Source organism: Massilia sp. LMS1-1-1.1 (assembly GCF_040815535.1).
In the GTDB taxonomy this organism is placed as follows: domain Bacteria; phylum Pseudomonadota; class Gammaproteobacteria; order Burkholderiales; family Burkholderiaceae_D; genus Janthinobacterium; species Janthinobacterium aestuarii.
Genome location: NZ_JBFPNG010000001.1, coordinates 1355982 through 1378440 on the forward strand (window position 1 = coordinate 1355982; position 22459 = coordinate 1378440).

General features: G+C 60.7%; 19 protein-coding genes. 5 read left to right on the top strand and 14 right to left on the bottom strand.

The window, feature by feature from the left end; genetic code table 11:
- Window positions 1–27: 27 nt before the first annotated feature.
- The 12 genes from odhB to MRBLMS1_RS06375 form a co-directional block, all read right to left on the bottom strand.
- Window positions 28–1284 carry a 2-oxoglutarate dehydrogenase complex dihydrolipoyllysine-residue succinyltransferase gene (gene odhB, locus MRBLMS1_RS06320; RefSeq protein WP_128142394.1) on the bottom strand — a complete coding sequence of 419 codons (1257 nt, stop codon included), beginning with the start codon at window positions 1282–1284 and terminating at the stop codon, window positions 28–30.
- A 117-nt stretch (window positions 1285–1401) separates the two neighbouring features.
- Entirely contained in the window at window positions 1402–4254 is a 2853-nt protein-coding gene (locus tag MRBLMS1_RS06325; protein ID WP_128142393.1) for a 2-oxoglutarate dehydrogenase E1 component, read from the bottom strand.
- Window positions 4255–4511: 257 nt separating this feature from the next.
- Complete coding sequence (locus MRBLMS1_RS06330) at window positions 4512–5486, bottom strand: LysR family transcriptional regulator (protein WP_128142392.1); 975 nt, start codon at window positions 5484–5486, stop codon at window positions 4512–4514.
- 229 nt (window positions 5487–5715) lie between these two features.
- Window positions 5716–6258: an NAD(P)H-dependent oxidoreductase gene (locus MRBLMS1_RS06335; RefSeq protein ID WP_485878417.1), complete on the bottom strand. Its 543-nt coding sequence runs from the start codon at window positions 6256–6258 to the stop codon at window positions 5716–5718.
- A gap of 215 nt (window positions 6259–6473) precedes the next feature.
- Window positions 6474–6815, bottom strand: coding sequence for a winged helix-turn-helix transcriptional regulator (locus MRBLMS1_RS06340; protein ID WP_139089974.1), 342 nt, complete (start codon window positions 6813–6815; stop codon window positions 6474–6476).
- Between the two features lie 98 nt (window positions 6816–6913).
- Complete coding sequence (gene gltA / locus MRBLMS1_RS06345; protein WP_034752071.1) at window positions 6914–8215, bottom strand: citrate synthase; 1302 nt, start codon at window positions 8213–8215, stop codon at window positions 6914–6916.
- Window positions 8216–8336: 121 nt separating this feature from the next.
- The gene (locus MRBLMS1_RS06350) at window positions 8337–8618 is read right to left on the bottom strand and encodes an FAD assembly factor SdhE (protein ID WP_436519140.1); all 282 of its coding nucleotides are present in this window, start codon (window positions 8616–8618) and stop codon (window positions 8337–8339) included.
- A gap of 117 nt (window positions 8619–8735) precedes the next feature.
- Window positions 8736–9446: a succinate dehydrogenase iron-sulfur subunit gene (locus MRBLMS1_RS06355; protein ID WP_034789099.1), complete on the bottom strand. Its 711-nt coding sequence runs from the start codon at window positions 9444–9446 to the stop codon at window positions 8736–8738.
- A gap of 9 nt (window positions 9447–9455) precedes the next feature.
- Complete coding sequence (gene sdhA / locus MRBLMS1_RS06360; RefSeq protein WP_046685730.1) at window positions 9456–11237, bottom strand: succinate dehydrogenase flavoprotein subunit; 1782 nt, start codon at window positions 11235–11237, stop codon at window positions 9456–9458.
- Between the two features lie 2 nt (window positions 11238–11239).
- Window positions 11240–11605, bottom strand: coding sequence for a succinate dehydrogenase, hydrophobic membrane anchor protein (sdhD, locus tag MRBLMS1_RS06365; protein WP_034752078.1), 366 nt, complete (start codon window positions 11603–11605; stop codon window positions 11240–11242).
- A 2-nt stretch (window positions 11606–11607) separates the two neighbouring features.
- Window positions 11608–12030, bottom strand: a complete 423-nt coding sequence (gene sdhC, locus MRBLMS1_RS06370) for a succinate dehydrogenase, cytochrome b556 subunit (RefSeq protein ID WP_034752080.1) — start codon at window positions 12028–12030, stop codon at window positions 11608–11610.
- A 306-nt stretch (window positions 12031–12336) separates the two neighbouring features.
- On the bottom strand, window positions 12337–13224 hold the full coding sequence (locus MRBLMS1_RS06375) for a GntR family transcriptional regulator (RefSeq protein WP_485878420.1): 888 nt from the start codon (window positions 13222–13224) through the stop codon (window positions 12337–12339).
- A 305-nt stretch (window positions 13225–13529) separates the two neighbouring features.
- On the opposite strand from MRBLMS1_RS06375, the gene MRBLMS1_RS06380 reads away from it, so the two are divergent.
- The 5 genes from MRBLMS1_RS06380 to MRBLMS1_RS06400 all read left to right on the top strand — a co-directional run bounded on the left by MRBLMS1_RS06380 (window position 13530) and on the right by MRBLMS1_RS06400 (window position 20463).
- Window positions 13530–14519, top strand: coding sequence for a malate dehydrogenase (locus MRBLMS1_RS06380; protein ID WP_034752084.1), 990 nt, complete (start codon window positions 13530–13532; stop codon window positions 14517–14519).
- A 110-nt stretch (window positions 14520–14629) separates the two neighbouring features.
- Window positions 14630–15628 (top strand): HpcH/HpaI aldolase/citrate lyase family protein, encoded by a 999-nt coding sequence (locus MRBLMS1_RS06385; RefSeq protein ID WP_139089975.1) that lies wholly within the window; start codon window positions 14630–14632, stop codon window positions 15626–15628.
- 13 nt (window positions 15629–15641) lie between these two features.
- Entirely contained in the window at window positions 15642–16187 is a 546-nt protein-coding gene (locus MRBLMS1_RS06390) for a hypothetical protein (RefSeq protein ID WP_456150581.1), read from the top strand.
- A gap of 88 nt (window positions 16188–16275) precedes the next feature.
- Window positions 16276–18996 (top strand): aconitate hydratase AcnA, encoded by a 2721-nt coding sequence (gene acnA, locus MRBLMS1_RS06395; RefSeq protein ID WP_485878423.1) that lies wholly within the window; start codon window positions 16276–16278, stop codon window positions 18994–18996.
- 213 nt (window positions 18997–19209) lie between these two features.
- Entirely contained in the window at window positions 19210–20463 is a 1254-nt protein-coding gene (locus MRBLMS1_RS06400) for a DUF2863 family protein (protein ID WP_070301542.1), read from the top strand.
- A 165-nt stretch (window positions 20464–20628) separates the two neighbouring features.
- Here the strand turns inward: MRBLMS1_RS06400 and MRBLMS1_RS06405 are convergent, their stop codons facing one another.
- Together MRBLMS1_RS06405 and MRBLMS1_RS06410 are read right to left on the bottom strand one after the other, a co-directional pair.
- On the bottom strand, window positions 20629–21093 hold the full coding sequence (locus MRBLMS1_RS06405) for a CYTH domain-containing protein (protein WP_485878426.1): 465 nt from the start codon (window positions 21091–21093) through the stop codon (window positions 20629–20631).
- A 12-nt stretch (window positions 21094–21105) separates the two neighbouring features.
- A complete protein-coding gene (locus MRBLMS1_RS06410; RefSeq protein ID WP_070219185.1) occupies window positions 21106–22227 on the bottom strand; it encodes a M14 family metallopeptidase in 1122 nt (373 codons plus the stop codon).
- Window positions 22228–22459 lie beyond the last annotated feature (232 nt).

Here is a 22459-nt window from a genome sequence, read left to right on the forward strand (position 1 = left end):
GGCGGCTACGCCGGGGGACTACGGTGCTTACAGGTCCAGCAGCAGGCGTGCAGGATCTTCCAGCGCTTCTTTCATCGCCACCAGGCCCAGGACGGCTTCGCGGCCGTCGATGATGCGGTGGTCGTAGGACATGGCCAGGTAGTTCATCGGACGTACCACGATCTGGCCGTTTTCGACAACAGCGCGGTCCTTGGTCGCATGCACGCCCAGGATGGCCGATTGTGGCGGGTTGATGATCGGGGTCGACAGCATGGAGCCGAAGGTACCGCCGTTCGAGATCGAGAACGTGCCGCCCGTCAGGTCGTCCAGGGTCAGCTTGCCTTCCTTGGCTTTCGCGCCGAATTCACCGATTTTTTTCTCGATGTCGGCGATCGACAGCTGGTCCGCGTTGCGGATGATAGGCACGACCAGGCCGCGTGGCGAACCGACAGCGATACCGATGTCGAAGTAGCCGTGGTAGACGATGTCGTTGCCGTCAACGGAGGCGTTGATGATCGGGTACTTTTTCAGGGCGGCGACGGCTGCCTTGACGAAGAACGACATGAAGCCCAGCTTGACGCCGTGCTCTTTCTCGAACTTGTCCTTGTACTTGTTGCGCAGGTCGATGACCGGCTGCATGTTCACTTCATTGAACGTGGTCAGGATGGCGTTCGTCGATTGCGATTGCAGCAGGCGCTCGGCGATACGTGCGCGCAGGCGGCTCATCGGCACGCGCTCTTCCGGACGATCGCCCAGGTTGGCGGCCGACGGCGTGGCAACTTGTTGCAGCGCCGGCTTGGCAGCGGCTGGCGCCAGCGGCGCGACAGCTGGCTTGGCGGAAGCGGCCAGGGCGTCGCCCTTGGTCACGCGGCCGTCTTTGCCCGAACCGGCGACGTCGCCAGCGGACAGGCCTTTTTCGGACAGGATCTTGGCGGCGGCAGGCATGGCGACATCGCCTTTGGTCGCGGCGGCTGGTGCGGATGCGGTAGCGGCGTCTTGTGCGGCGGCAGCCAGGGCTGGAGCGGCAACGGCCGACACTTCCATCGGGCTGACCTTGGCCGAGCCGTCGGTGTCGATGATGGCGATGACTTCGCCGGCGACGACGGTGGCGCCGTTATCCTTGATGATCTGCACGATCACGCCAGCGGCAGGCGCAGGCAGTTCCAGCACGACTTTGTCGGTTTCGATATCGATCATGTTTTCGTCGCGCGCAACTGCTTCGCCGACTTTCTTGTGCCATGCGAGCAAGGTCGCTTCTGCTACCGATTCCGACAACTGGGGAACTTTGACTTCGATTTGTGCCATGTAAAACTCCGTTTATTTTGTTATTGCGGCGCCGCCCCTGCGTAGCAAGGGCGGCGCTCCGTCATGATGTATGCAAGCAGGCGCCATGCATGTGCATGGCGCCCCTTATCCTGCCACTTACTTGGTCAGGATAAAACCCTTCAGCTTCGAGAATGCCGTTTCCAGCAGATCTTTTTGCTGGGCGTAGTGCTTGTCATAGTAACCGACAGCAGGCGACGCCGAAGCAGGACGGCCGGCGTAGGCCAGACGTTGACCCGATTCCAGGCCTTCGAAGATGTTGTGCTGGATCTGGAACCAGGCGCCCTGGTTTTGCGGCTCGTCCTGTGCCCAGACGACTTCGACCAGGTTCGGGAACTTCTTCAGTTCAGCAGCGAACGACTTGTGCGGGAACGGATACAGCTGTTCCAGGCGCACGATGGCCGTGTCGGTCTGGCCACGGGTCTTGCGTGCGTTGACCAGGTCGTAATAGACCTTGCCCGAGCAGGCGACCACGCGCTTGACTTTCTTGGCGTCGATTTTGTCGTCGACTTCGCCGATGACGGTCTGGAAACCGCCCTTGGCCAGGTCGGTCAGCGGCGAACCGGCATCCTTGTTGCGCAAAAGCGACTTCGGCGTCAGGATGACCAGCGGCTTGCGGAACTGGCGCACCATCTGGCGGCGCAGCAAATGGAAGATCTGCGAAGCCGTCGTCGGCTGCACCACTTGCATGTTGTTGTCTGCGCACAGCTGCAGGAAACGCTCAGGACGCGCGGACGAGTGCTCAGGACCCTGGCCTTCGTAACCGTGCGGCAGCATCATGACCAGGCCCGAAGCGCGGCCCCACTTCACTTCGCCGGAGCTGATGAATTGATCGATCACCACTTGCGCGCCGTTGGCGAAGTCGCCGAACTGGGCTTCCCAGATCGTCAGCGTGTTCGGTTCAGCGGTCGAGTAGCCGTATTCGAAGGCCAGTACGGCTTCTTCGGACAGCACCGAGTCGATGACGGTGAACGGCGCCTGGTTGTCCGATACGTTTTGCAGCGGAATGTAGGTACCTGCATCCCAACGCTCGCGGTTCTGGTCATGCAGCACGGCGTGGCGGTGCACGAAGGTGCCGCGGCCGGCGTCCTGGCCCGTCAGGCGGATGGCGTAGCCGGACGATACCAGCGATGCATAGGCCAGGTGTTCACCCATGCCCCAGTCCAGGTTCATTTCGCCACGGCCCATGGTGCCGCGATCGCCCAGTACTTTTTCAACCAGCGAGTGGACCTTGAAGTCTTCCGGCACGGTGGTGATGCGGGTGGCCAGGCGTTTCAGTTCCGTCATCGGCACGGCGGTGTCGGCCGAATCGGTCCATTTCTTGTTCAGGAACGGCAGCCAGTCGACGGCGTACTTGTTCTTGAAGTTCGAGATGACTGGATCGACGGTATGCTTGCCGGCGTCCATGGCGTCGCGGAATGCGGCCACCATCTTGTCGCCGCCATCGGCAGGGATCACGCCTTGCGCTACCAGCTTGTCCGCGTACAGCTTGCGGGTGCCTGGATGCTGGCCGATCTTCTTGTACATCAGTGGCTGCGTCAGTGCCGGCGTATCTTGCTCGTTGTGGCCAAGCTTGCGGTAGCAGATGATGTCGAGGACGATGTCCTTCTTGAATTCCATGCGGTAGTCGAGCGCGATCTGCGTCGCCAGCACCACGGCTTCCGGATCATCGGCGTTGATGTGCAGGACTGGTGCTTCGATCATCTTGACGACGTCCGAGCAGTACAGGGTCGAGCGGGCATCGCGCGGATCCGAGGTGGTGAAACCGATCTGGTTGTTGATCACGATATGCACCGTGCCGCCGGTATGGTAGCCGCGGGTTTGCGCCAGATTCAGCGTTTCCATGACCACGCCCTGGCCGGCGAAAGCGGCATCGCCGTGCACCAGGATAGGCAGCACTTGCGCGCCCTGCGCGTCGCCGCGACGATCCATGCGGGCCTTGACGGAACCTTCGACCACAGGGTTGACGATTTCCAGGTGCGACGGGTTGAACGCCAGCGACAGGTGGACCGGGCCGCCTGCGGTGGAGATGTCCGACGAGAAGCCTTGATGGTATTTCACGTCGCCGGCAGGCAGGTCGTCGCCATGCTTGCCTTCGAATTCTTCGAACAGTTCCTGCGGCGCCTTGCCCAGGGTGTTGACCAGCACGTTCAGGCGGCCGCGGTGGGCCATGCCGATGACGATTTCCTGCACGCCTTTTTCGCCGGCGCGCTGGATGGTTTCATCCATCGAGGCGATGAAGGTTTCGCCGCCTTCCAGGGAGAAGCGCTTCTGGCCAACGTAGCGGGTGTGCAGATAGCGTTCCAGGCCTTCAGCCGCGGTCAGGCGGTCGAGGATGTGGATTTTTTTCTCTGGGGTGAAATTCGGGGTGGAGCGGATCGATTCCAGTTTCTCTTGCAGCCAGCGCTTTTCGGCCGGGTCGGAGATGTACATGAATTCGGCGCCGATCGAACGCGTGTAGGTATCGCGCAGATAATTGAGCAGATCGCGCAGGGTGGCGGTCTCGGGGCCAAAATAGGTATTGCTGATGTTGAACACGGTGTCCATGTCAGCGTCGGTGAAACCGTAGAAGCTCGGCTCGAGCTCAGGGATCATCGGACGTTCCTGGCGTTGCAGCGGATCCAGGTTGGCCCAGTGGGAACCGAGGTAGCGGTAAGCGGCGATCAGCTGCGTGGCGGCGACGCGCTTGCGGCCCATTTCAACATCGAAGGAAGCGGTCACTGTGCGGATCGGACCTGCTTTTGCGCGCTCGGCGAACGAGGCGACGACGGAGGCATGCGCCACGTCAGGCTTGTTGGTGCCATCGACGGCAGGCACGTGCTGCATTGCGTCGAAGTAGGAACGCCAGTTATCGGGGACCGAGCCTGGGTTGTTCAAATATGCCTCGTACAGGTCTTCCACGTACGGAGCATTCCCACCGAACAGGTAGGAGTTGGTCGTTAATTGCTGCATATATTGCTCACCTTTCTTCGCGCTTCGCGAGGAATTAGCGGGTTAATCTAACCTTCCGCGACACGGCCTGACCGGTTAGCGGATTGCACATCAAGTTGTGGGGAAGGGCTTTTTTATTGCACCAGCATTCTGCATACCGTCATTTAGAATAGCACGCGGTATTGTAACGCAACAACGGCAAGTTGAATTTTATTTGGCAAGCAAATGTAAGCTGTGTTGTTGATTTTCCCGGGCTTGCAAGCCTGTCACTGTTGCACTTACAGCACATCGGCGGCCCTGCCGGCCTGCCGCTTGCGGCCAACTGGTCTGCCCGGCGAAGGCGGCGCCGCGATGGCGGCCAGCCACTCGGGATCGCCGGCAAACCACTGCACCAGGAAGTCGAGCATGGTGCGCAGCAGGGGCGACATGTGCTGGCGCGAGGTGTAGACGCCATAGATGCCCATGTCCTGCGGCTGGTACGCGGGCAGCAGCTCCACCAGCTGCCCGCTGGCGATCAGCGGCGCGGCGGAAAAACGCGGCTGCATGGCGATGCCCGCCCCCGCCACCGTGGCCACCAGCAGGACCAGCGACTCATTCGCCGACAGGCGGCCGCTGACGGGGACAGTGAGCGCTTCCCCGTCGTGCGTAAATTGCCACAGGCTCTTGCCGAAATACGTATAGGTCAGGCAGTTGTGCAGGGCCAGGTCTTGCGCCCGGCGCGGCGTGCCGTGCGCCGCGAGGTACGATGGTGCGGCGCACACCACCGAGGCGCAGCTGGCCAGCTGGCGCGCAATAAGGTTCGGCTCGAGCGCGTTCGTGATGCGGATCGCCAGGTCGATGCGCTGCTCCACCAGGTTGACGGCGCGGTTCTCCATCTGCAGGTCGACGGCGGCGCGCGGGTAGCGCCGCAGGTAAGCGGTTACTGCGCCAGCGAGCGCCGTCTGCGCCAGCGATTGCGAGCAGGTGATGCGCAGCAAACCGTGCGGCGTATCGAGACCCTCGGGCGAGGTGACGGCCATGGCGCCGGCCACTTCCAGCATCTGGCGGCAGCGCGCCAGAGTGGTTTCGCCCGCATCCGTCAGGCTCAGACGGCGCGTGGTGCGATGCAACAGGCGCGCCCCAGCCCACTGCTCCATTTCGGCCAGGTAGCGCGTCACCATGGCGCGCGACATGTCGAGCGTCTCGCTGGCGGCCACCATGCTGCCCCGCTCGGCGATGGCGACGAATACTTGTGCGGCGGTGATACGGTCCATGCGGTGATACTCCCTTGATTCATCCGATCCATGCAACTATATATCGCAATCTACCCCATTTGCCGCGCCTGGTCGAAAGGCGGTAGAACATTCAATACAGAAAGAACAATATGTCTGCACGCGGCGCCCGCCTCTTCCGCACCTTGAGAACCGTTCCGATACGGCGCAGTTAGCGCACACCATCGCCGCCAGCGGCGAGCGGCATTGCACTGAGGCTGGCCCCGCCGCCTTACAGCGCGGCCAGGAAGCGCTCATACTCTTGCGCACTGCGTGCCAGCCGCCCGGCATAGTCCGGCTCCTTCGGCCCGTCTTCCGCGCCATAGAAGGCAAAGAAGCGGCGGTTGTCAGCACCCACATACGCCAGGGTGACGTCGAACGGCGCCAGCAGCTGCGCCAGGGTGACGTGCCACTTGCCTTGCGGCGTGAAGTCTTCCTGGCGGATGCCTGCCGTGACGCCCAGCGCCACTTTTCTCCCCTTGAAAGCATCGCCGCCCGTGCCGTAAGCCCAGCCATACGCCAGCACCTCGTCGAGCCACTGCTTGAGCAAGGGCGGGCAGTTGAACCAGTACACAGGAAACTGCAAGACTACATTGGCGTGCGCCTCCACCAGCGCCTGCTCGCGCGCCACGTCGATATTTCCATCAGGATAAGCCTGGTGCACGTCGTGGATGGTGTAGCGGTCGGGATACTGCGCCAGCTCCTGCAGCCAGCGCTTGTTGGCCACCGACGTGTCAATGGAGGGATGGAAGACGATAACAAGGGTTTTCAACATGCTGTTTTCCTGAAAATGGACGGATGCACCGGCCCCGCGTTCACAGAAAAGCAGGCGAGCCGGTACCCTGCCCCGCAGCGCTTCATTGCACCGCCAGAGGCAGAAACAGCATATCCATGGCGAGTACTTTATACAAGTACGCACATTTATTACTCATACCATACGAAAAGTAAGCTACTCGACAATAGAAAGGCGCGTTGCCATGCGTATCCGGATCAAACTGGCTGGTGCCGCTCACCCCACTCGCACAGGGTATGCAGCACGGGGATCAGCGAGGCGCCCTTGCTTGACAGAGAGTATTCCACCTTGGGCGGCACTTGCGGATATTCCTTGCGCACGATCAGCGCATCGGCCTCCAGCTCCTTCAGCACCACGCTGAGGGTCTTGAAGGCGATGCCACCGAGATGGCGCTTGAGTTCGTTATGCCGCAGCACCGTGTTTTCCGCCAGCGCATACAGGATCAGCATTTTGTACTTGCCGCCGATCAGCGACAAGGTATAACCGAAGGCCGTATCGCCGAGGGCCACGCCACCGGGGGCGCAGGTTTCTTCATTCATCGCGTTGTGCTTCCTGTTGAACCAGGGCCCGAGCATAACAGCCCGGCATAAAAAAACGGGCCGAAGCCCGTTTTTTGTTTGCTCGATACCGCTCTGGATTAACGCTTGTCCAGTGGCAGTACTTCACGCGTGGTCGAACCGACGAACAGCTGGCGCGGACGGCCGATTTTTTGCTCTGGGTCGGCGATCATTTCGTTCCACTGGGCGATCCAGCCGATCGTACGGGCCATGGCGAAGATACCGGTGAACAGCGACACAGGGATGCCCAGCGCCGATTGCACGATACCCGAGTAGAAGTCGACGTTCGGGTACAGTTTGCGCGAAACGAAGTATTCGTCGTTCAGTGCAATCTTTTCCAGTTCCATCGCCAGCTTGAACAGCGGGTCGTCTTGCAGACCCAGTTCTTGCAGCACTTCGTAGCAGGTTTCACGCATCAGCTTGGCGCGTGGATCGAAGTTCTTGTACACGCGGTGGCCAAAGCCCATCAGCTTGACGCCGGAGTTCTTGTCCTTGACTTGCGCGATGAAGGCAGGGATGTTCTCGACGGTGCCGATTTCTTTCAGCATGTTGAGTGCCGCTTCATTGGCGCCGCCGTGGGCAGGGCCCCACAGGCAGGCGATACCGGCAGCGATACAGGCGAACGGGTTGGCACCCGACGAACCGGCCAGACGGACGGTCGATGTCGATGCGTTTTGCTCGTGGTCCGCGTGCAGGATCAGGATACGGTCCAGTGCGCGCACCAGCACGTCATTGACCTTGTACTCTTCGCACGGGTTGGCGAACATCATGTGCATGAAGTTGGCGCTGTACGACAGGTCGTTGCGTGGGTACACGAACGGCTGGCCGACCGAGTACTTGTAGGTCATGGCGACCAGGGTTGGCATCTTGGCGATCAGGCGGATGGCCGACACTTCGCGGTGACGCGGGTCGTTGATGTCCAGCGAGTCATGGTAGAACGATGCCAGCGCGCCGACGGTGCCCACCAGGACCGACATCGGATGCGCGTCGCGGCGGAAGCCACGGAAGAAGAATTGCATCTGTTCGTGCACCATCGTGTGCTTGGTGACGGTGTCGACGAACTTGGCTTTCTGCGCCGCGTTCGGCAGTTCGCCGTTCAGCAGCAGGTAGCACGATTCCATGAAGTCGGCGTTGACGGCCAACTGTTCGATCGGGTAACCACGGTACAGCAGCTCGCCCTTGTCGCCGTCGATGTAGGTGATCGACGAGTTGCAGGCGGCCGTCGACATAAAGCCTGGGTCGTAGGTGAACTTGCCGCTACCGGCGTACAGTTTGCGGATGTCGATGACGTCCGGGCCAACCGTGCCTTTGTAGATTGGAAATTCAAGCGATGGGCTGCCATCGGAGAACGACAGGGTAGCTTTTGTGTCAGAGATATTCATGGGCTCTTCCTTCTCGGGAGTGAGTCGAAATTAAAATCAAAAATTCTGGCTGCAATTCGCACCGCACTCGGCAGTGCTACAGCGCGCCACTCGCACCGTTTGCAATATATCGCCCAGGCGTCTAGGCAATGCGCAGTCGTTGCAGCAGTGCGCACACATGCGGCAGATCGACTTCGCCTTCCGGCTCTTTACGGGCCAGTACCAGATCCATTAACGCATTGTCCGATAAATCCAGCAAACGCGTCAGCGCGTCAACTTCTTCATCGGTCAATTCGGTTTCATACGCATCGAGAAAACGGGTCAGGATAATGTCGTTTTCCAGCAGGCCACGGCGTGAACGCCAGCGCAGGCGGGCGCGGTTGGCCGGGTCGGCCTGATGCGAGGACAAAATTGATTCTGTCATTTGGTTTACCACTTTACGTGTGCCTTGCGGCACGGTGCTGCTTTGCAGGCGCCGCCTGCAGGCAAGAGAGGATACCCTCTTCCCGCAAACGGCGCCCGGCGGATGCGATCAGGGGGATCAGATCGCGCGGCGGACCATCAATTCCTTGATCTTGCCAATCGCCTTGTTCGGGTTCAACCCTTTCGGGCAGACGTCGACACAGTTCATGATCGAATGGCAGCGGAACAGGCGGTACGGGTCTTCCAGGTTGTCCAGACGCGCACCGGTGGCTTCGTCGCGCGAATCGGCGATGAAGCGGTAGGCTTGCAGCAGGCCGGCCGGACCGACGAATTTGTCCGGATTCCACCAGAACGACGGGCACGACGTGGAGCAGCATGCGCACAGGATGCACTCGTACAGGCCATCGAGTTCTTCGCGCTGTTCCGGCGATTGCAGGCGCTCTTTTTCAGGCGGGATCGAATCGTTGATCAGGAAAGGCTTGATCGAATCGTATTGCTTGAAAAATTGCGTCATGTCGACGATCAGGTCGCGGATGACCGGCAAACCTGGCAACGGACGCAGCACGATAGGCTCCGACAGTTCGTTCAGGTTGGTCGTGCATGCCAGACCGTTCTTGCCGTTGATGTTCATCGCGTCCGAACCGCACACGCCTTCGCGGCACGAGCGGCGCAGGGCCAGCGAGTCATCGACGTCAGACTTGATGCGCTGCAGTGCGTCGAGCAGCATCTTGTCGGTGTCTTTCAGCTCGACCGTCAGGTCTTGCATGTAAGGCTTGGCATCCTGGTCAGGATCGTAGCGGTAGATTTTGAATTTGAGAGTGCGTGCCATGGTATAGCCTTAGAAAGTACGTGGTTTCGGTTTGAAGGTATCAACCGTCAAAGGCTTGGTCACGACTGGCTTGTATTCCAGTCGGTTGCCTTCCGAATACCACAGCGTGTGCTTCATCCAGTTGTCGTCGTCGCGGGTCGGGTGGTCGTCCTGGGCGTGGGCGCCGCGCGATTCCTTGCGCGCTGCCGCCGAAACGATGGTCGCTTTCGCCGTTTCGATCAGGTTGTCCAGCTCCAGCGCTTCCACGCGGGCCGTGTTGAAGACCATCGATTTATCCTTGAAGGAGACGTGCTTGCGGCGCTCGTCGAGCTTCATGATTTCTTCGACGCCCTTGTTCAGCATCTCGTCGGTACGGAACACGCCGCAGTACTTCTGCATCGTTGCGCGGATGTCGTTCGCCACGCCCTGCACCGTTTCCGTGCCGGTCGAATTTTCCAGGCGCTGCAAGCGGCCCATGGCGAAATCGGCGGCGTCGGCTGGCAAAGGCTTGTTTTCCTTGGCTTTCAGGCCGCTGTTGACGATGTGGTTGCCGGCCGCGCGGCCGAAGACCACGAGGTCGAGCAGCGAGTTCGTGCCCAGGCGGTTGGCGCCGTGCACGGAAACGCAGGCGCATTCGCCGATCGCGTACAGGCCGTTGACAACCTTGGCCGAATTATCCGGACCGGTCGGGGTGACGACCTGGCCGTGGATGTTCGTCGGGATGCCGCCCATCTGGTAGTGAATCGTTGGCACGACAGGAATCGGTTCCTTGGTGGCGTCGACGTTGGCGAACTTGTGGCCGATTTCCAGGATCGACGGCAGGCGCTTGGCGATGGTGTCGGCGCCGATATGGCGCAGGTCCAGCATCACGTGGTCCTTGTTCGGACCGCAGCCGCGGCCTTCCTTGATTTCCTGGTCCATCGAACGCGAGACGAAGTCGCGCGGCGCCAGATCCTTCAGGGTCGGCGCATAGCGCTCCATGAAGCGTTCGCCTTCGCTATTGATCAGGATGCCGCCTTCGCCGCGCACGCCTTCGGTGATCAATACGCCCGCGCCGGCCACGCCGGTCGGGTGGAACTGCCAGAATTCCATGTCCTGCAGCGGCAGGCCGGCGCGTGCCGCCATGCCCATGCCGTCGCCGGTATTAATGAACGCATTCGTCGACGCGGCGAAGATGCGGCCTGCGCCGCCCGTTGCCATGACCGTCGTTTTTGCTTCCAGGATCATGCATTCGCCGGTTTCCATTTCCAGCGCGACCACACCGATCACGTCGCCTTCGGCGTCACGGATCAGGTCGAGTGCCATCCATTCGACGAAGAAGTGCGTACGCGCACGCACGTTGCGCTGGTACAGCGTGTGCAACAGGGCGTGACCGGTACGGTCGGCTGCCGCGCAAGCGCGCTGTACCGGCTTTTCGCCGAAGTGGGCCGTGTGGCCGCCGAATGGACGCTGATAGATGGTGCCGTCAGGATTGCGGTCGAATGGCATGCCGAAGTGTTCCAGTTCGTACACGACCTTCGGTGCTTCGCGGCACATGAATTCGATGGCATCCTGGTCGCCCAGATAGTCGCCACCCTTGACGGTGTCGAACATGTGCCAGAACCAGTTGTCTTCGGCCATGTTGCCGAGCGACGCGCCAATACCGCCCTGCGCCGCAACGGTGTGCGAGCGGGTCGGGAAAACTTTCGACAGAACAGCGACGTTCAGGCCGGCTTCAGCCAGCTGCAACGACGCGCGCATGCCGGAACCGCCGGCGCCAACGATAACCGCATCAAAGCGGCGGGTAGGGATTGCAGATTTATATGCTGCCACGATTACACACTCCAGAGTATCTGTACCGTCCAGCCGGCACAAGCGATCAACCACAGCATGGTGGCAATTTGCAGGGTCAGACGGAGGCCAGCGCTTTTCACGTAGTCCATCCAGATGTCGCGTACGCCGACCCATGCGTGGTAGAACAGGGCGACGAAGGTCACCAGGCTGAACAATTTAAACCACTGCTGTGCGAACAGACCAGCCCAGCCTTCATAGCTGAAGTTGCTGCCGGTCAGGAAAGAAATAAGCAGGATGGCCACATAGGCCACCATGACGATGGCGGTAACGCGTTGCGCCAGCCAATCGCGCAAGCCGTAATGGGCACCGACGACGAGGCGTTTCGGTCCGATATTATTGTCTGCCATGTTTAAAATACTCCAAACAGTTTCAAAGCGACCAGGGCCGTCAACACCAGGCTCACGACCAGCACGGACGACGCGGTCTTGCGTGCCGAATCTTTTTCGATGGCAACGTGCACGTCCATGAACAGGTGACGGATACCGGCGCAGAAGTGGTGCAGGAAGGCCCAGACGAGGCCCAGGGTGATCAGCTTGACGAACCAGTGCGAGGCGATGCCCTGGAAGTAGGCGTAGGACATTTCGGAACGCAGGCTCAGTTCCAGCATGTACAGGATACATGGCAGCAAGGCGAAAATGATGAAACCGCTGATGCGATGCAGGATCGAGACGATGGCGCCGACAGCCATGCGGTAATTCGACAATTCGGTAACATGAATGTTACGGAATTGCGGCCGTTCTTTTTTTGGTACTTCTCTTACGGCTTCAGACATAACAAAAACCTCCCCTTTGAATTTCAACTAAATATTGAAGCCGCGATTTTCGCCGATTTTCGCAACCCATACCAATATCTATTGTTACATATAACCAAAATGGTTTTTTACTACAAAATACCGCGCTACTTTCCGTAGTTCACGTAATTTAATTACAGAATCGCCGGCAAAACACGGCCCGCCGGGGCGGGCCATGCTGTCGCTGCGCTTTCCGTTGTCTCCGTTGCCCGCCTTGCGGCAGGCATCTTGCAAGCGATGCACTTCAGCCTTGCTGCTTGTTCGGACGCCCGCAGGCGCCCCGCCGCTTCAGCTGAGTTCATTCTGATAATGATGGCGACTGGTCAGGTACAAGCCCCGACGCAGTTCGACCGGCTTGTCGCCGTAGGTAAACGACACGCGCTCGGAACTGAGCAAGGGCGTGCCGAGGTCGATATTTAACAATTGCGCGGCGCCCGCGTCGGCGCACACGGCGCGGATCTGTTCGGACGCGCGTATCATGCGCGTGCCGAATTCCGTTTCGAACAGGCCGTACATGGGCCCCTTGTATTCCACCAGGCGCTCGGCCGTCAGGCCCTTGAAGATCAGGCCGGGCAGCCACAGCTCTTCGACGATGGTCGGCACGCCGTCGAAATACTGCACGCGCTTGATGAAGATGACGGCGTCGCCGGACTTCAGGTCCATCAGGCGCGCCACGTCGGCCGGCGCGCGCACGCGCTTGACTTCGATAAATTTGCTTTCGGGATAATGCGGCACGCCTTCGTCCGGCACCAGGCGCAGGAAGCGGAAATGCGCGCGCGCCTCATGGTGGGTGGAAACGAAAGTGCCCTTGCCCTGGCGGCGCATGACGAGATTCTCGGCGGCCAGTTCATCGATGGCCTTGCGCACCGTGCCCTGGCTGACCTTGAAGCGCCCTGCCAGCTCGACTTCGCTGGGAATCAGTTCGCCCGGCTTCCATTCGCCCGATTGCAGGCTCTGCGTGATGAGCGCCTTGATCTGCTGGTACAGGGGGCTGAAGGTGGGAGAAGCGGTCGCGGCAGGCGCGGACACGGCAGTGGCAGTGGCAGTGGTATTAATGCTGGCGACAGGGGTGCTGGCCGCAGTGGCAGCAGGCGTAGCCGGGGTGCCCGCGGTCGGACTGACCGCCCCGCTTGCAGCAGTGGCATTGTTGGTCAGATTGGACGAGGCGGAATTCATAGTCCGACATTTCAACACAAATCACTGCCCGCGTCCAGTAAAACAGACGTAGTTATCTGTCTTATATAAGACATAAGATATGATTGACAGATAGGGATCAGAGGCCTAAACTGCCCTCGATAAAACTTGTGAGCCAGCGTTTTATGTTGTCGGCCAGCCACTCTGGCCTCGTGCAGCACAAGCGTGACGGCAGCGTACACCAGCATTTCGGTGGCGCGGGCCGGTTTTGGTATCATTATAGTTTTTCCGGATAAGCGTAAGCCCAGCTTCAAGCCCGTTTTCTTTCCCATTTTTGGAGATTCATCATGGCTAAAACCCCAATGCGTGTTGCAGTGACCGGCGCCGCCGGCCAGATCGGCTACGCCCTGTTGTTCCGCATCGCCAATGGCGACATGCTCGGCAAAGACCAGCCTGTCATCTTGCAACTGCTTGAAATCCCGGACGAAAAAGCCCAGAAGGCGCTCAAGGGCGTGATGATGGAAATCGACGACTGCGCTTTCCCGCTGCTGACGGAAATGACCGCCCACTCCGATCCGCTGACCGCATTCAAGGATGTTGACGTGGCCGTACTGGTTGGCGCGCGTCCACGCGGCCCAGGCATGGAACGCAAGGACCTGCTGGAAGCGAACGCCCAGATCTTCACGGTACAAGGCAAGGCGCTCGACGCCGTCGCTTCGCGCAATGTCAAAGTGCTGGTGGTCGGCAACCCTGCCAACACCAACGCCTACATCGCCATGAAATCGGCACCATCGCTGCCAGCGAAAAACTTCACCGCCATGCTGCGCCTGGACCACAACCGCGCGCTGTCGCAAGTCGCTGCCAAGACCGGCACCGCCGTGAAAGACATCGAGAAGCTGACCGTCTGGGGCAACCACTCGCCTACGATGTACGCCGACTACCGCTTCGCCACCGTGAACGGCAAGGCTGTCAAAGACCTGATCAACGACCAGGAATGGAACGCCAACGTGTTCCTGCCTACCGTCGGCAAGCGCGGCGCGGCCATCATCGAAGCGCGCGGCCTGTCGTCGGCAGCGTCGGCAGCGAACGCCGCCATCGACCACATCCATGACTGGATGCTGGGCACCGCCGGCAAGTGGACCACCATGGGCGTTCCTTCGGATGGCTCGTATGGCATCCCTGAAGGCACCGTGTTCGGCTTCCCGGTCACCACCGACAACGGTGAGTACACCATCGTTCAAGGTCTGGAAATCGATGCATTCTCGCAAGAGCGCATCAACCTGACCCTGAAAGAACTGACCGAAGAGCGCGAAGGCGTGAAACACCTGCTGGCCTAAGTCCAGTTTTGGCGGCGCGGCAATGCGCCGCCCGCCAAGAAGGCCGCTCCGCGAGATTCGCGGCGCGGCTGTTTTCTCAAGTAGTTTTTACCTGCAGAAATGCCTTAAGCATGCACCCTTCCGAGGTTTTATTCCAAGGCAAACGCCAGCCGCTGTTGCTCGCCGCTTGCGACCACTACGCCGGCTCTGAAAAGCTGATGCGTAAATCGATTGCTTTGCAACAAGAGCTTGGCCCCCTGTTCGACATCACCTTCGACTGCGAAGACGGCGCCAGCGCCGGCAACGAAGAAGCCCACGCGCTGATGATCGCCGGCCTGCTGGCCAGCGACGAGAACCAGTTCAACCGCATCGGCGTGCGCGTGCACGACGTCGACAGCCCGTTTTTCGTGCGCGACGTGGAAATCATCTGCAGCGCCGCGTCCCGCCTGGCCTATATCGCCGTGCCCAAGGTGGCCGGCGTGCAGGATGCCATGCTGGCCATCGACCTGATCAACCTGCACGCGCGCCGCGCCGGCCGCGACAACCTGCCCGTGCACATCCTGATCGAAACGCATGGCGCGCTGCGCGACGCCTACGCGATCGCCGCCCTGCCCCAGGTCGAATGCCTGTCCTTCGGCATCATGGATTTCGTGTCGGCCCACTACGGCGCCATTCCCGCCGCCGCCATGCGCACGCCGGGCCAGTTCACGCACCCGCTGGTGGTGCGCGCCAAGCTGGAAGTGGCGGCCGCCTGCCATGCGCACGGCAAGGTGGCGTCGCACAACGTGACGACGGACGTGCGCGATTCGGCCGTGGTGGCGAATGACGCCCAGCGCGCGACAGCCGAGTTCGGCTACACGCGCATGTGGAGCATCCACCCGGACCAGATCAAGCCCATCATCAAGGCCTTTACGCCGCGCCTGTCCGAAGTCAACGAAGCGAGCAACATCCTCAACGAAGCGCTGCGCGCCAACTGGGGACCGATTGCGCAAAATGGCCGCTTGCACGACCGCGCCAGCTACCGATATTATTGGACCGTTTTGCAACGCGCCAAACTGGCGGGCCTCGGCCTGCCCGAGGCGGCCGCCGCATTACTCAACACCCCCTCTTCCAGCACCACTGAAAACTGACAGGAATTACACGATGTCCCTCTCCAAATTAGCAATTGCCTGCAGCGTCGCGCTGGGCGCCATGACCCTCACGCTGGCGCCAGCCAGCTTCGCCGCCACGGCAGAGGCAAATCCCAAGGCCGTCAAGGCCAAGCCAAAGGCCAAGGCCACCAAGGCAAAAGCTGCCGCCAAGGAAGCCCATCCGCTCGCCATGTCGGCCGCCGACAAGGAAGAAGCCGATGAACCGAACACCGCAGGCTCGGCTTCCACCGATTTCAATTGCGAACTTGGTAACAAAATTACCATTTACACCAATGCTACTGACGACAAACACATCGCCCTGCGCTGGAAGAAGCGCCTGCACCGCCTGAGTCGCGTCGGCACCACCACCGGCGCCAACCGCTTCGAGAACCGTCTGTACGGCCTCGTGTGGATCGGCATCCCGGCCAAAGGCATGCTGCTCGATTCCAAGCAGGGCCGCCAGCTGGCCAATGAATGCAAGGATGCGGAGCAAGCCAAGCCGGCGGCAGTGGTGGAAGCCGCGCCATCGCTGGGCGTGTTGCCAGCCGCCGGCGGCTGATGTGCGTAGCAAGGGCCTCTTCGGGGGCTCAGTCATGTTTTGTAATTTGAATAATCAATAAATAGACGATACCCAACAAGGAGAGGTCATGTCCCGCAACACTCTGAACACGCTCAAGGACTTTAATATTTCGGATAGCAAGAAGGGCAAGCTGTACTCCCTGCCTGCGCTGGAAAAAAGCCTGGGCATCAATGTCTCCCGCCTGCCAGTGTCGATTCGTATCGTGCTCGAATCGGTATTGCGCAACTGCGACGGCAAAAAAGTCACCGAAGAACACGTCAAGCAATTGGCGAGCTGGGGCCCGACCGCCGAGCGCACCGACGAGATCCCGTTCGTAGTGGCGCGCGTCGTGCTGCAAGACTTCACCGGCGTACCGCTGCTGGCCGACCTGGCAGCAATGCGCAACGTGGCCGCCAAGATGGGCATCAACGCCAAGAAGATCGAACCGCTGGTACCGGTCGACCTGGTGGTCGACCACTCGGTCACCATCGATCACTACCGCGAAAAGAAAGCGCTGGACCTGAACATGAAACTGGAATTCTCGCGTAACAACGAGCGTTACCAGTTCATGAAATGGGGCATGCAGGCATTCGACACCTTCGGCGTCGTGCCACCAGGCTTCGGCATCGTCCACCAGGTCAACCTGGAATACCTGGCACGCGGCGTGCACCACGCAGGCAAGAAAGCCGGCGACGTGTACTACCCTGACACCCTGGTCGGCACCGACTCGCACACCACCATGATCAACGGCATCGGCGTGGTCGGCTGGGGCGTGGGCGGCATCGAGGCGGAAGCCGGCATGCTGGGCCAACCGGTCTACTTCCTGACGCCAGACGTCATCGGCGTGAACCTGTCGGGCGCGCTGCGCGAAGGCTGCACCGCCACCGACCTGGTACTGACCATCACCGAATTGCTGCGCAAAGAGAAAGTTGTCGGCAAGTTCGTCGAATTCTTCGGCGAAGGTACCGAATCCTTGACCCTGACGGACCGCGCGACGATCGCCAACATGGCACCGGAATACGGCGCGACCATGGGCTTCTTCCCGGTCGACGAAGCCACCATCGACTACTTCAAGGGCACCGGCCGCAGCAAGGCTGAAATCGCCGCGTTCGAAGGCTACTTCAAGGCGCAAAACCTGTTCGGCGTGCCAAAAGCCGGCGACATCGACTACACCCGCGTGGTGGAACTGGACCTGGCATCGGTCGCTCCGTCGCTGGCCGGCCCGAAACGCCCGCAAGACCGTATCGAAATCGGCAACGTCAAGGCCAACTTCGCCGAGCTGTTCGCCAAGCCAACCACGGAAAACGGCTTCAACAAGAACCCGGCCGACCTGGCTGCCGTGTACGAAACGACGAACGGCGTGAAAGTGTCGAACGGCGACGTGCTGATCGCCGCGATCACCTCGTGCACCAACACCTCGAACCCGAGCGTGATGCTGGCTGCCGGCCTGCTGGCCAAGAAAGCCGTGGAAGCCGGCCTGAAAGTCGCGCCGCACATCAAGACCTCGCTGGCTCCCGGCTCGCGCGTCGTGACCGAGTACCTGACCGCCGCCGGCCTGCTGCCATACCTGGAAAAACTGGGCTTCGGCGTGACCGCCTACGGCTGCACCACCTGTATCGGCAATGCGGGCGACCTGACGCCTGAACTGAACGCAGCGATTGCCACGCACGACATCGTCGCGTCGGCCGTCCTGTCGGGCAACCGCAACTTCGAAGCGCGCATTCACCCGAACATCCGTTCGAACTTCCTGGCCTCGCCACCGCTGGTCGTCGCTTACGCCATCGCCGGCAACATGACGCGCGACCTGATGACGGAACCTGTCGGCAAGGGCAAGGGCGGCAAGGACGTCTACCTGGGCGACATCTGGCCGACCTCGGCTGAAGTCTCGGCCATGATGAAGTTCGCCATGAACGCCAAGGTGTTCAAGGACAACTACGCCGACGTCAAGGGCGCGCCAGGCAAGCTGTGGGAAAAAGTCACGACCGTGTCCGGTCAAGTCTACAACTGGCCGAAATCGACCTACATCGCGGAACCTCCGTTCTTCGACAACTTCTCGATGACGCCAGCGGCAGTGGCCACCGGCATCGAAGGCGCGCGCGCACTGGGCGTGTTCGGCGATTCCATCACCACCGACCACATCTCGCCAGCCGGCTCGATCCAGGAAAACGGTCCTGCAGGCAAATGGCTGAAGGAAAACGGCGTCCTGAAAGCGGACTTCAACTCCTACGGCTCGCGTCGCGGCAACCATGAAATCATGATGCGCGGCACGTTCGCCAACGTGCGTATCAAAAACCGCATGATCCCTGCCAAGGCAGACGGTTCGGCGGTGGAAGGCGGCATCACGATTCACCAGCCTTCCGGCGAACAGATGTCGATCTACGACGCAGCGATGAAATATGTTGCTGAAGGCACGCCAACCATGGTCTTCGGCGGCGAAGAGTACGGTACGGGCTCGTCGCGCGACTGGGCGGCAAAAGGTACGCAACTGCTGGGTGTGAAAGCCGTGATCACCCGCTCGTTCGAGCGTATCCACCGCTCGAACCTGGTGGGCATGGGCGTGCTGCCGCTGCAATTCATCGGCGACGACAGCGTGCAAACCCTGGGCATCACCGGCAAGGAAACCTTCGACCTGAAAGGCCTCGAAGGCGAAATCAAGCCACAGCAACTGGCTACCCTGGTGATCCACCGCGCCGACGGCAGCAGCCAGGAAGTCAAAGTCCTGCTGCGCATCGATACGCCAATCGAAGTCGATTACTACAAGCATGGCGGTATCCTGCCATTCGTGCTGCGTCAACTGCTGGCCGAGTAATCAGCCCAGCTGTGATGCAAGATCAAAGCGCCGGTTTCGACCGGCGCTTTTTTTCGTCCCTGCATCCCGTTCCGACTTGAAATTTCGACTATTGGCATGATCTAAGGACAGCTTACGTATTGCGTGCGGCTGAATCCTCTACAATACGGTTATAAGGGTTTATCATTGTTTGACTGATCCATTTTTTTCACTTTCCGAGACTCTTATCCCGCTATGCGTCGTCCTTCCAAAGATTCATCCCATAAACTGACTGCCGACAGCCAGCGCCTGGTCACCTTTGCCCAGGCGATCGTACAGGCAGCCAGCCGTCTCGAAGAGCGGTCCTGGGAACACAGCCTGGATACGCAGCTCCAGAAATTACTCAAAACCGGCCACCAGGACACCATCGACAACACCCTGGGCAGCCTGTTCAAGGATGACTTGAACGCCTATGACGTGCTGATGGACTGCGTTGAAGCCGTCAGCGAATCGACTGTCATCACGCATGAAGACGTGCGCTACGACGCCCTGCTCGTCGCCGTGCCCATCCTCGCATGGACGCGCTTTTCCATCGCCTCCGGCCCCATGGCCGGCGACGCGCACGGTGTGCTGTCGGCGCATTTCGCCGCCCACCTGCTGGCCGACGGCACGAAGATGGCCATGGCGCCAACGCTGTACTCGATCGACCAGTTGCCGCGCAGCCATGTCGAAACCTATGCCAAGACGCAGAAGCTGGCCCTGGCCGCGCTGAAAGGCACGGCCGTCAAGCCCTCGGGCAAAGAAGCGGAAACAGCGCCCTTCCTGGCCGACACGCGCTACCTGCTGGTGGCTGTGGTGGCCCCTGCCGGCGCACCGCTGTTCCGCTGGCAGACGCCAGCTAGCCAGCTCGACTTCATCGCCGAACGCAGCGCCGCCCTGGAACAATGGCGCACGCAGGCGACGCCGACGTTCGCCCGCCTGCTGCCCGGCTGCGGCCTGGAATTGCTGCTGCCGGAAGCGTATTACGTGGCCTGCCGCGAAGCGGACAAGCTGATACGTCCCGTCTCCGTGCGCGCCGCCGTGCACTACCTGACGCATACCTTGGCCATCGAGCCGTCGGAACTGCGCGCCGTCATCGCCGGCTTCGGCGAGGAAGCGGCCGACGGCCAGGTGGACGAGTACCGCATCGCCTTCACCCTGCGCCAGGCGCCGGACGTCATCTACGGCATCGTCTGGCCTTTGTACGGCCAGGAAGACGAGGATGGCACGCCGATCGAAGGCCTGATCCAGGTCGGCATCGCCGCGCTGGACAAGCAAAAGACGCCGGTCGATGAAATCATCGAGCACCTGAACGCCGCCGGCGTGACGCAGATCAAGCGCCACGCGGAACGTTTTGTCGGTGAATACTGCGACGATTGCGGCGCCCCCCTGTTTGCCGACCCGGTCGGCGAGCTGGCGCATGCGGAGATGCCGGAAGATACGCCGCAGGGCACGGAACACTTCCATTAATGCAGGCTTGTCGGATTACGCGCTGCGCGCTAATCCGACCTACGCTGCCGGTATGGGCCGTAGGTCGGATTAGCCGGCACGGCGTAATCCGACAGCAGCGTTGGCGCACAAAAAAGGCGGAACCTCGGTTCCGCCTTTTTCATTGCAACGTCATTTACAACACCATCACCACTGTGAAAACGGGTGGCGGATCAAATTCGCGTTGTAGTAGCGCGCATCGCCCGACACTTCCGCGCCGATCCACTCCGGCTTCTCGAACGGCTGGTCTTCAGATGCCAGCTCGATCTCGGCCACCAACAAGCCCGCATTGGCGCCGAGGAACTCGTCGACTTCCCATACCATGCCCGCGTGGTCGATGCGGTGGCGAACCTTTTCGATCAGCGGCTGCTCGCACAGGCCGTCGAGCAGTTCGGCGGCGTCGGCCAGCGGAATCGGATACTCCCATTCGCCGCGCGTGGCGCCCACGTTGGCGCCCTTGATGGTCAGCATCGCCTGTTCGCCCTCGATGCGCACGCGCACCACGCGCTCGCGCGCGGACGACAGATAGCCCTGCCGCAGCAGCACCGCCTGCCCCAGGCCGCGCCAGGCATCGCCGGCCAGCAGAAATTTACGCTCGATCTCGACGCCCATGATCAACGCCGTTCAATCGAGCGACAGCAGAATAGGCTGCAGCATGGCCGCGCCCAGTGCCGCGCTGCGCGCGCCGTTCCAGCCCACGGCCGGGTCCGGCAAATCGGCGTTTTCCTTGAACGGCATTTCCAGGGTCAGCGCCAGGCAGCCGAAGTGGTGGCCGATGTATTTCGACGCCAGGGTCAGCATGTCGGACTTGTACTTGCTGGCCGCATAGCCGAACTTGTCCTGGAAATCGGGGCTGGCCTGCTTGTAGCGCTCGATGAAGGCCTTCTGGTGCGCCGCTTGCGCCGGCGTGAAGTTTTCCAGCATTTCATTGCCGGCCACAAAGTTGTACGGCAACGCTTCATCGCCGTGGATGTCGAAGAACATGTCGACGCCCGTTTCGTGGATCTTGTTTTTCACGCACAGCACTTCCGGACTCGATTCCAGCGATGGCGTCATCCATTCGCGGTTCAGGTTGGCGCCGGCCGCATTCGTGCGCAGGTTGCCGCGGATGGAGCCGTCCGGATTCATGTTCGGCACGATGTGGAACACGGCGCGCTGCAGCAGTTTGCGCGCGATCGGGTTGGCATCGTCGAGCAGCGAGTCGATCAAGCCTTCAACGAACCATTCGGCCATCGATTCGCCCGGATGCTGGCGCGCGATGACCCAGATTTTCTTTTCCGCCTGCGGATTGCCGATGGTAACCATGTTCATGTCGCGGCCATCGACCGTGCTGCCCAGGTCGGACACGCGCGCCAGCGGATGCTCGGCCACTTCGCCCAGCAGGCGCAGATGGCGTTCCCACGAATACGGCTCGAAGTAGGCGTAGTACACGCTGTCGAGTTCCGGCGTGTGCGAGATCGTCATGACCTGGCCGTCGAACGTGGTCGGCACGCGGAACCAGTTTTCGCTGTCGTAGCTGGCCACGGCCTGGTAGTCTTCATAGCCGGCCGGATAGGTGGCCTGGCCCGCGTTCAGGAAGCGCATCGTGCATGCCTGACCCCGCGCGCCCTGCAGGCGGAAGTGGAACCACTGATGGATGTCGGCGTGGCTATCCTTGCGCAAATTCAGGTCGATGGCGCCGGCGCTGGTGGCGCTCACCACGTCGATGGCGCCCGAGTCGAAGTTCTGGCTGATTTTAATGGTCATGTAATGATCCCGTCCGAATGTAAGTGTTCCGGCGTTGCCTCGTGGGCCAGCGCCGTTGCGCTAAAAAACGCAGTGTAAGCTATCCTGCTATTTTCCGCCCTTTGGCCCCGTTCGCAAAGCCTGGCCCGGCGATTTATGCACCATTCCGGGGCATCGATGGAAAAGCGCGGGGCTGAAGCGCGAAAAATCGGTCGACTGTCGCATCCACCGGACAAAAAACTGAATTGTAACA

What these genes read in the sequence shown, in the direction of transcription:
- MRBLMS1_RS06350 (WP_436519140.1), bottom strand. Translation starts at nt 8,618, where the DNA reads ATGACAGAATCAATTTTGTCCTCGCATCAGGCCGACCCGGCCAACCGC.
- MRBLMS1_RS06380 (WP_034752084.1), top strand. Translation starts at nt 13,530, where the DNA reads ATGGCTAAAACCCCAATGCGTGTTGCAGTGACCGGCGCCGCCGGCCAG.
- acnA (WP_485878423.1), top strand. Translation starts at nt 16,276, where the DNA reads ATGTCCCGCAACACTCTGAACACGCTCAAGGACTTTAATATTTCGGAT.
- MRBLMS1_RS06355 (WP_034789099.1), bottom strand. Translation starts at nt 9,446, where the DNA reads ATGGCACGCACTCTCAAATTCAAAATCTACCGCTACGATCCTGACCAG.
- MRBLMS1_RS06385 (WP_139089975.1), top strand. Translation starts at nt 14,630, where the DNA reads ATGCACCCTTCCGAGGTTTTATTCCAAGGCAAACGCCAGCCGCTGTTG.
- sdhD (WP_034752078.1), bottom strand. Translation starts at nt 11,605, where the DNA reads ATGGCAGACAATAATATCGGACCGAAACGCCTCGTCGTCGGTGCCCAT.
- odhB (WP_128142394.1), bottom strand. Translation starts at nt 1,284, where the DNA reads ATGGCACAAATCGAAGTCAAAGTTCCCCAGTTGTCGGAATCGGTAGCA.
- MRBLMS1_RS06390 (WP_456150581.1), top strand. Translation starts at nt 15,642, where the DNA reads ATGTCCCTCTCCAAATTAGCAATTGCCTGCAGCGTCGCGCTGGGCGCC.
- gltA (WP_034752071.1), bottom strand. Translation starts at nt 8,215, where the DNA reads ATGAATATCTCTGACACAAAAGCTACCCTGTCGTTCTCCGATGGCAGC.
- sdhC (WP_034752080.1), bottom strand. Translation starts at nt 12,030, where the DNA reads ATGTCTGAAGCCGTAAGAGAAGTACCAAAAAAAGAACGGCCGCAATTC.
- MRBLMS1_RS06330 (WP_128142392.1), bottom strand. Translation starts at nt 5,486, where the DNA reads ATGGACCGTATCACCGCCGCACAAGTATTCGTCGCCATCGCCGAGCGG.
- MRBLMS1_RS06400 (WP_070301542.1), top strand. Translation starts at nt 19,210, where the DNA reads ATGCGTCGTCCTTCCAAAGATTCATCCCATAAACTGACTGCCGACAGC.
- MRBLMS1_RS06340 (WP_139089974.1), bottom strand. Translation starts at nt 6,815, where the DNA reads ATGAATGAAGAAACCTGCGCCCCCGGTGGCGTGGCCCTCGGCGATACG.
- MRBLMS1_RS06405 (WP_485878426.1), bottom strand. Translation starts at nt 21,093, where the DNA reads ATGGGCGTCGAGATCGAGCGTAAATTTCTGCTGGCCGGCGATGCCTGG.
- MRBLMS1_RS06375 (WP_485878420.1), bottom strand. Translation starts at nt 13,224, where the DNA reads ATGAATTCCGCCTCGTCCAATCTGACCAACAATGCCACTGCTGCAAGC.
- MRBLMS1_RS06335 (WP_485878417.1), bottom strand. Translation starts at nt 6,258, where the DNA reads ATGTTGAAAACCCTTGTTATCGTCTTCCATCCCTCCATTGACACGTCG.
- MRBLMS1_RS06410 (WP_070219185.1), bottom strand. Translation starts at nt 22,227, where the DNA reads ATGACCATTAAAATCAGCCAGAACTTCGACTCGGGCGCCATCGACGTG.
- MRBLMS1_RS06325 (WP_128142393.1), bottom strand. Translation starts at nt 4,254, where the DNA reads ATGCAGCAATTAACGACCAACTCCTACCTGTTCGGTGGGAATGCTCCG.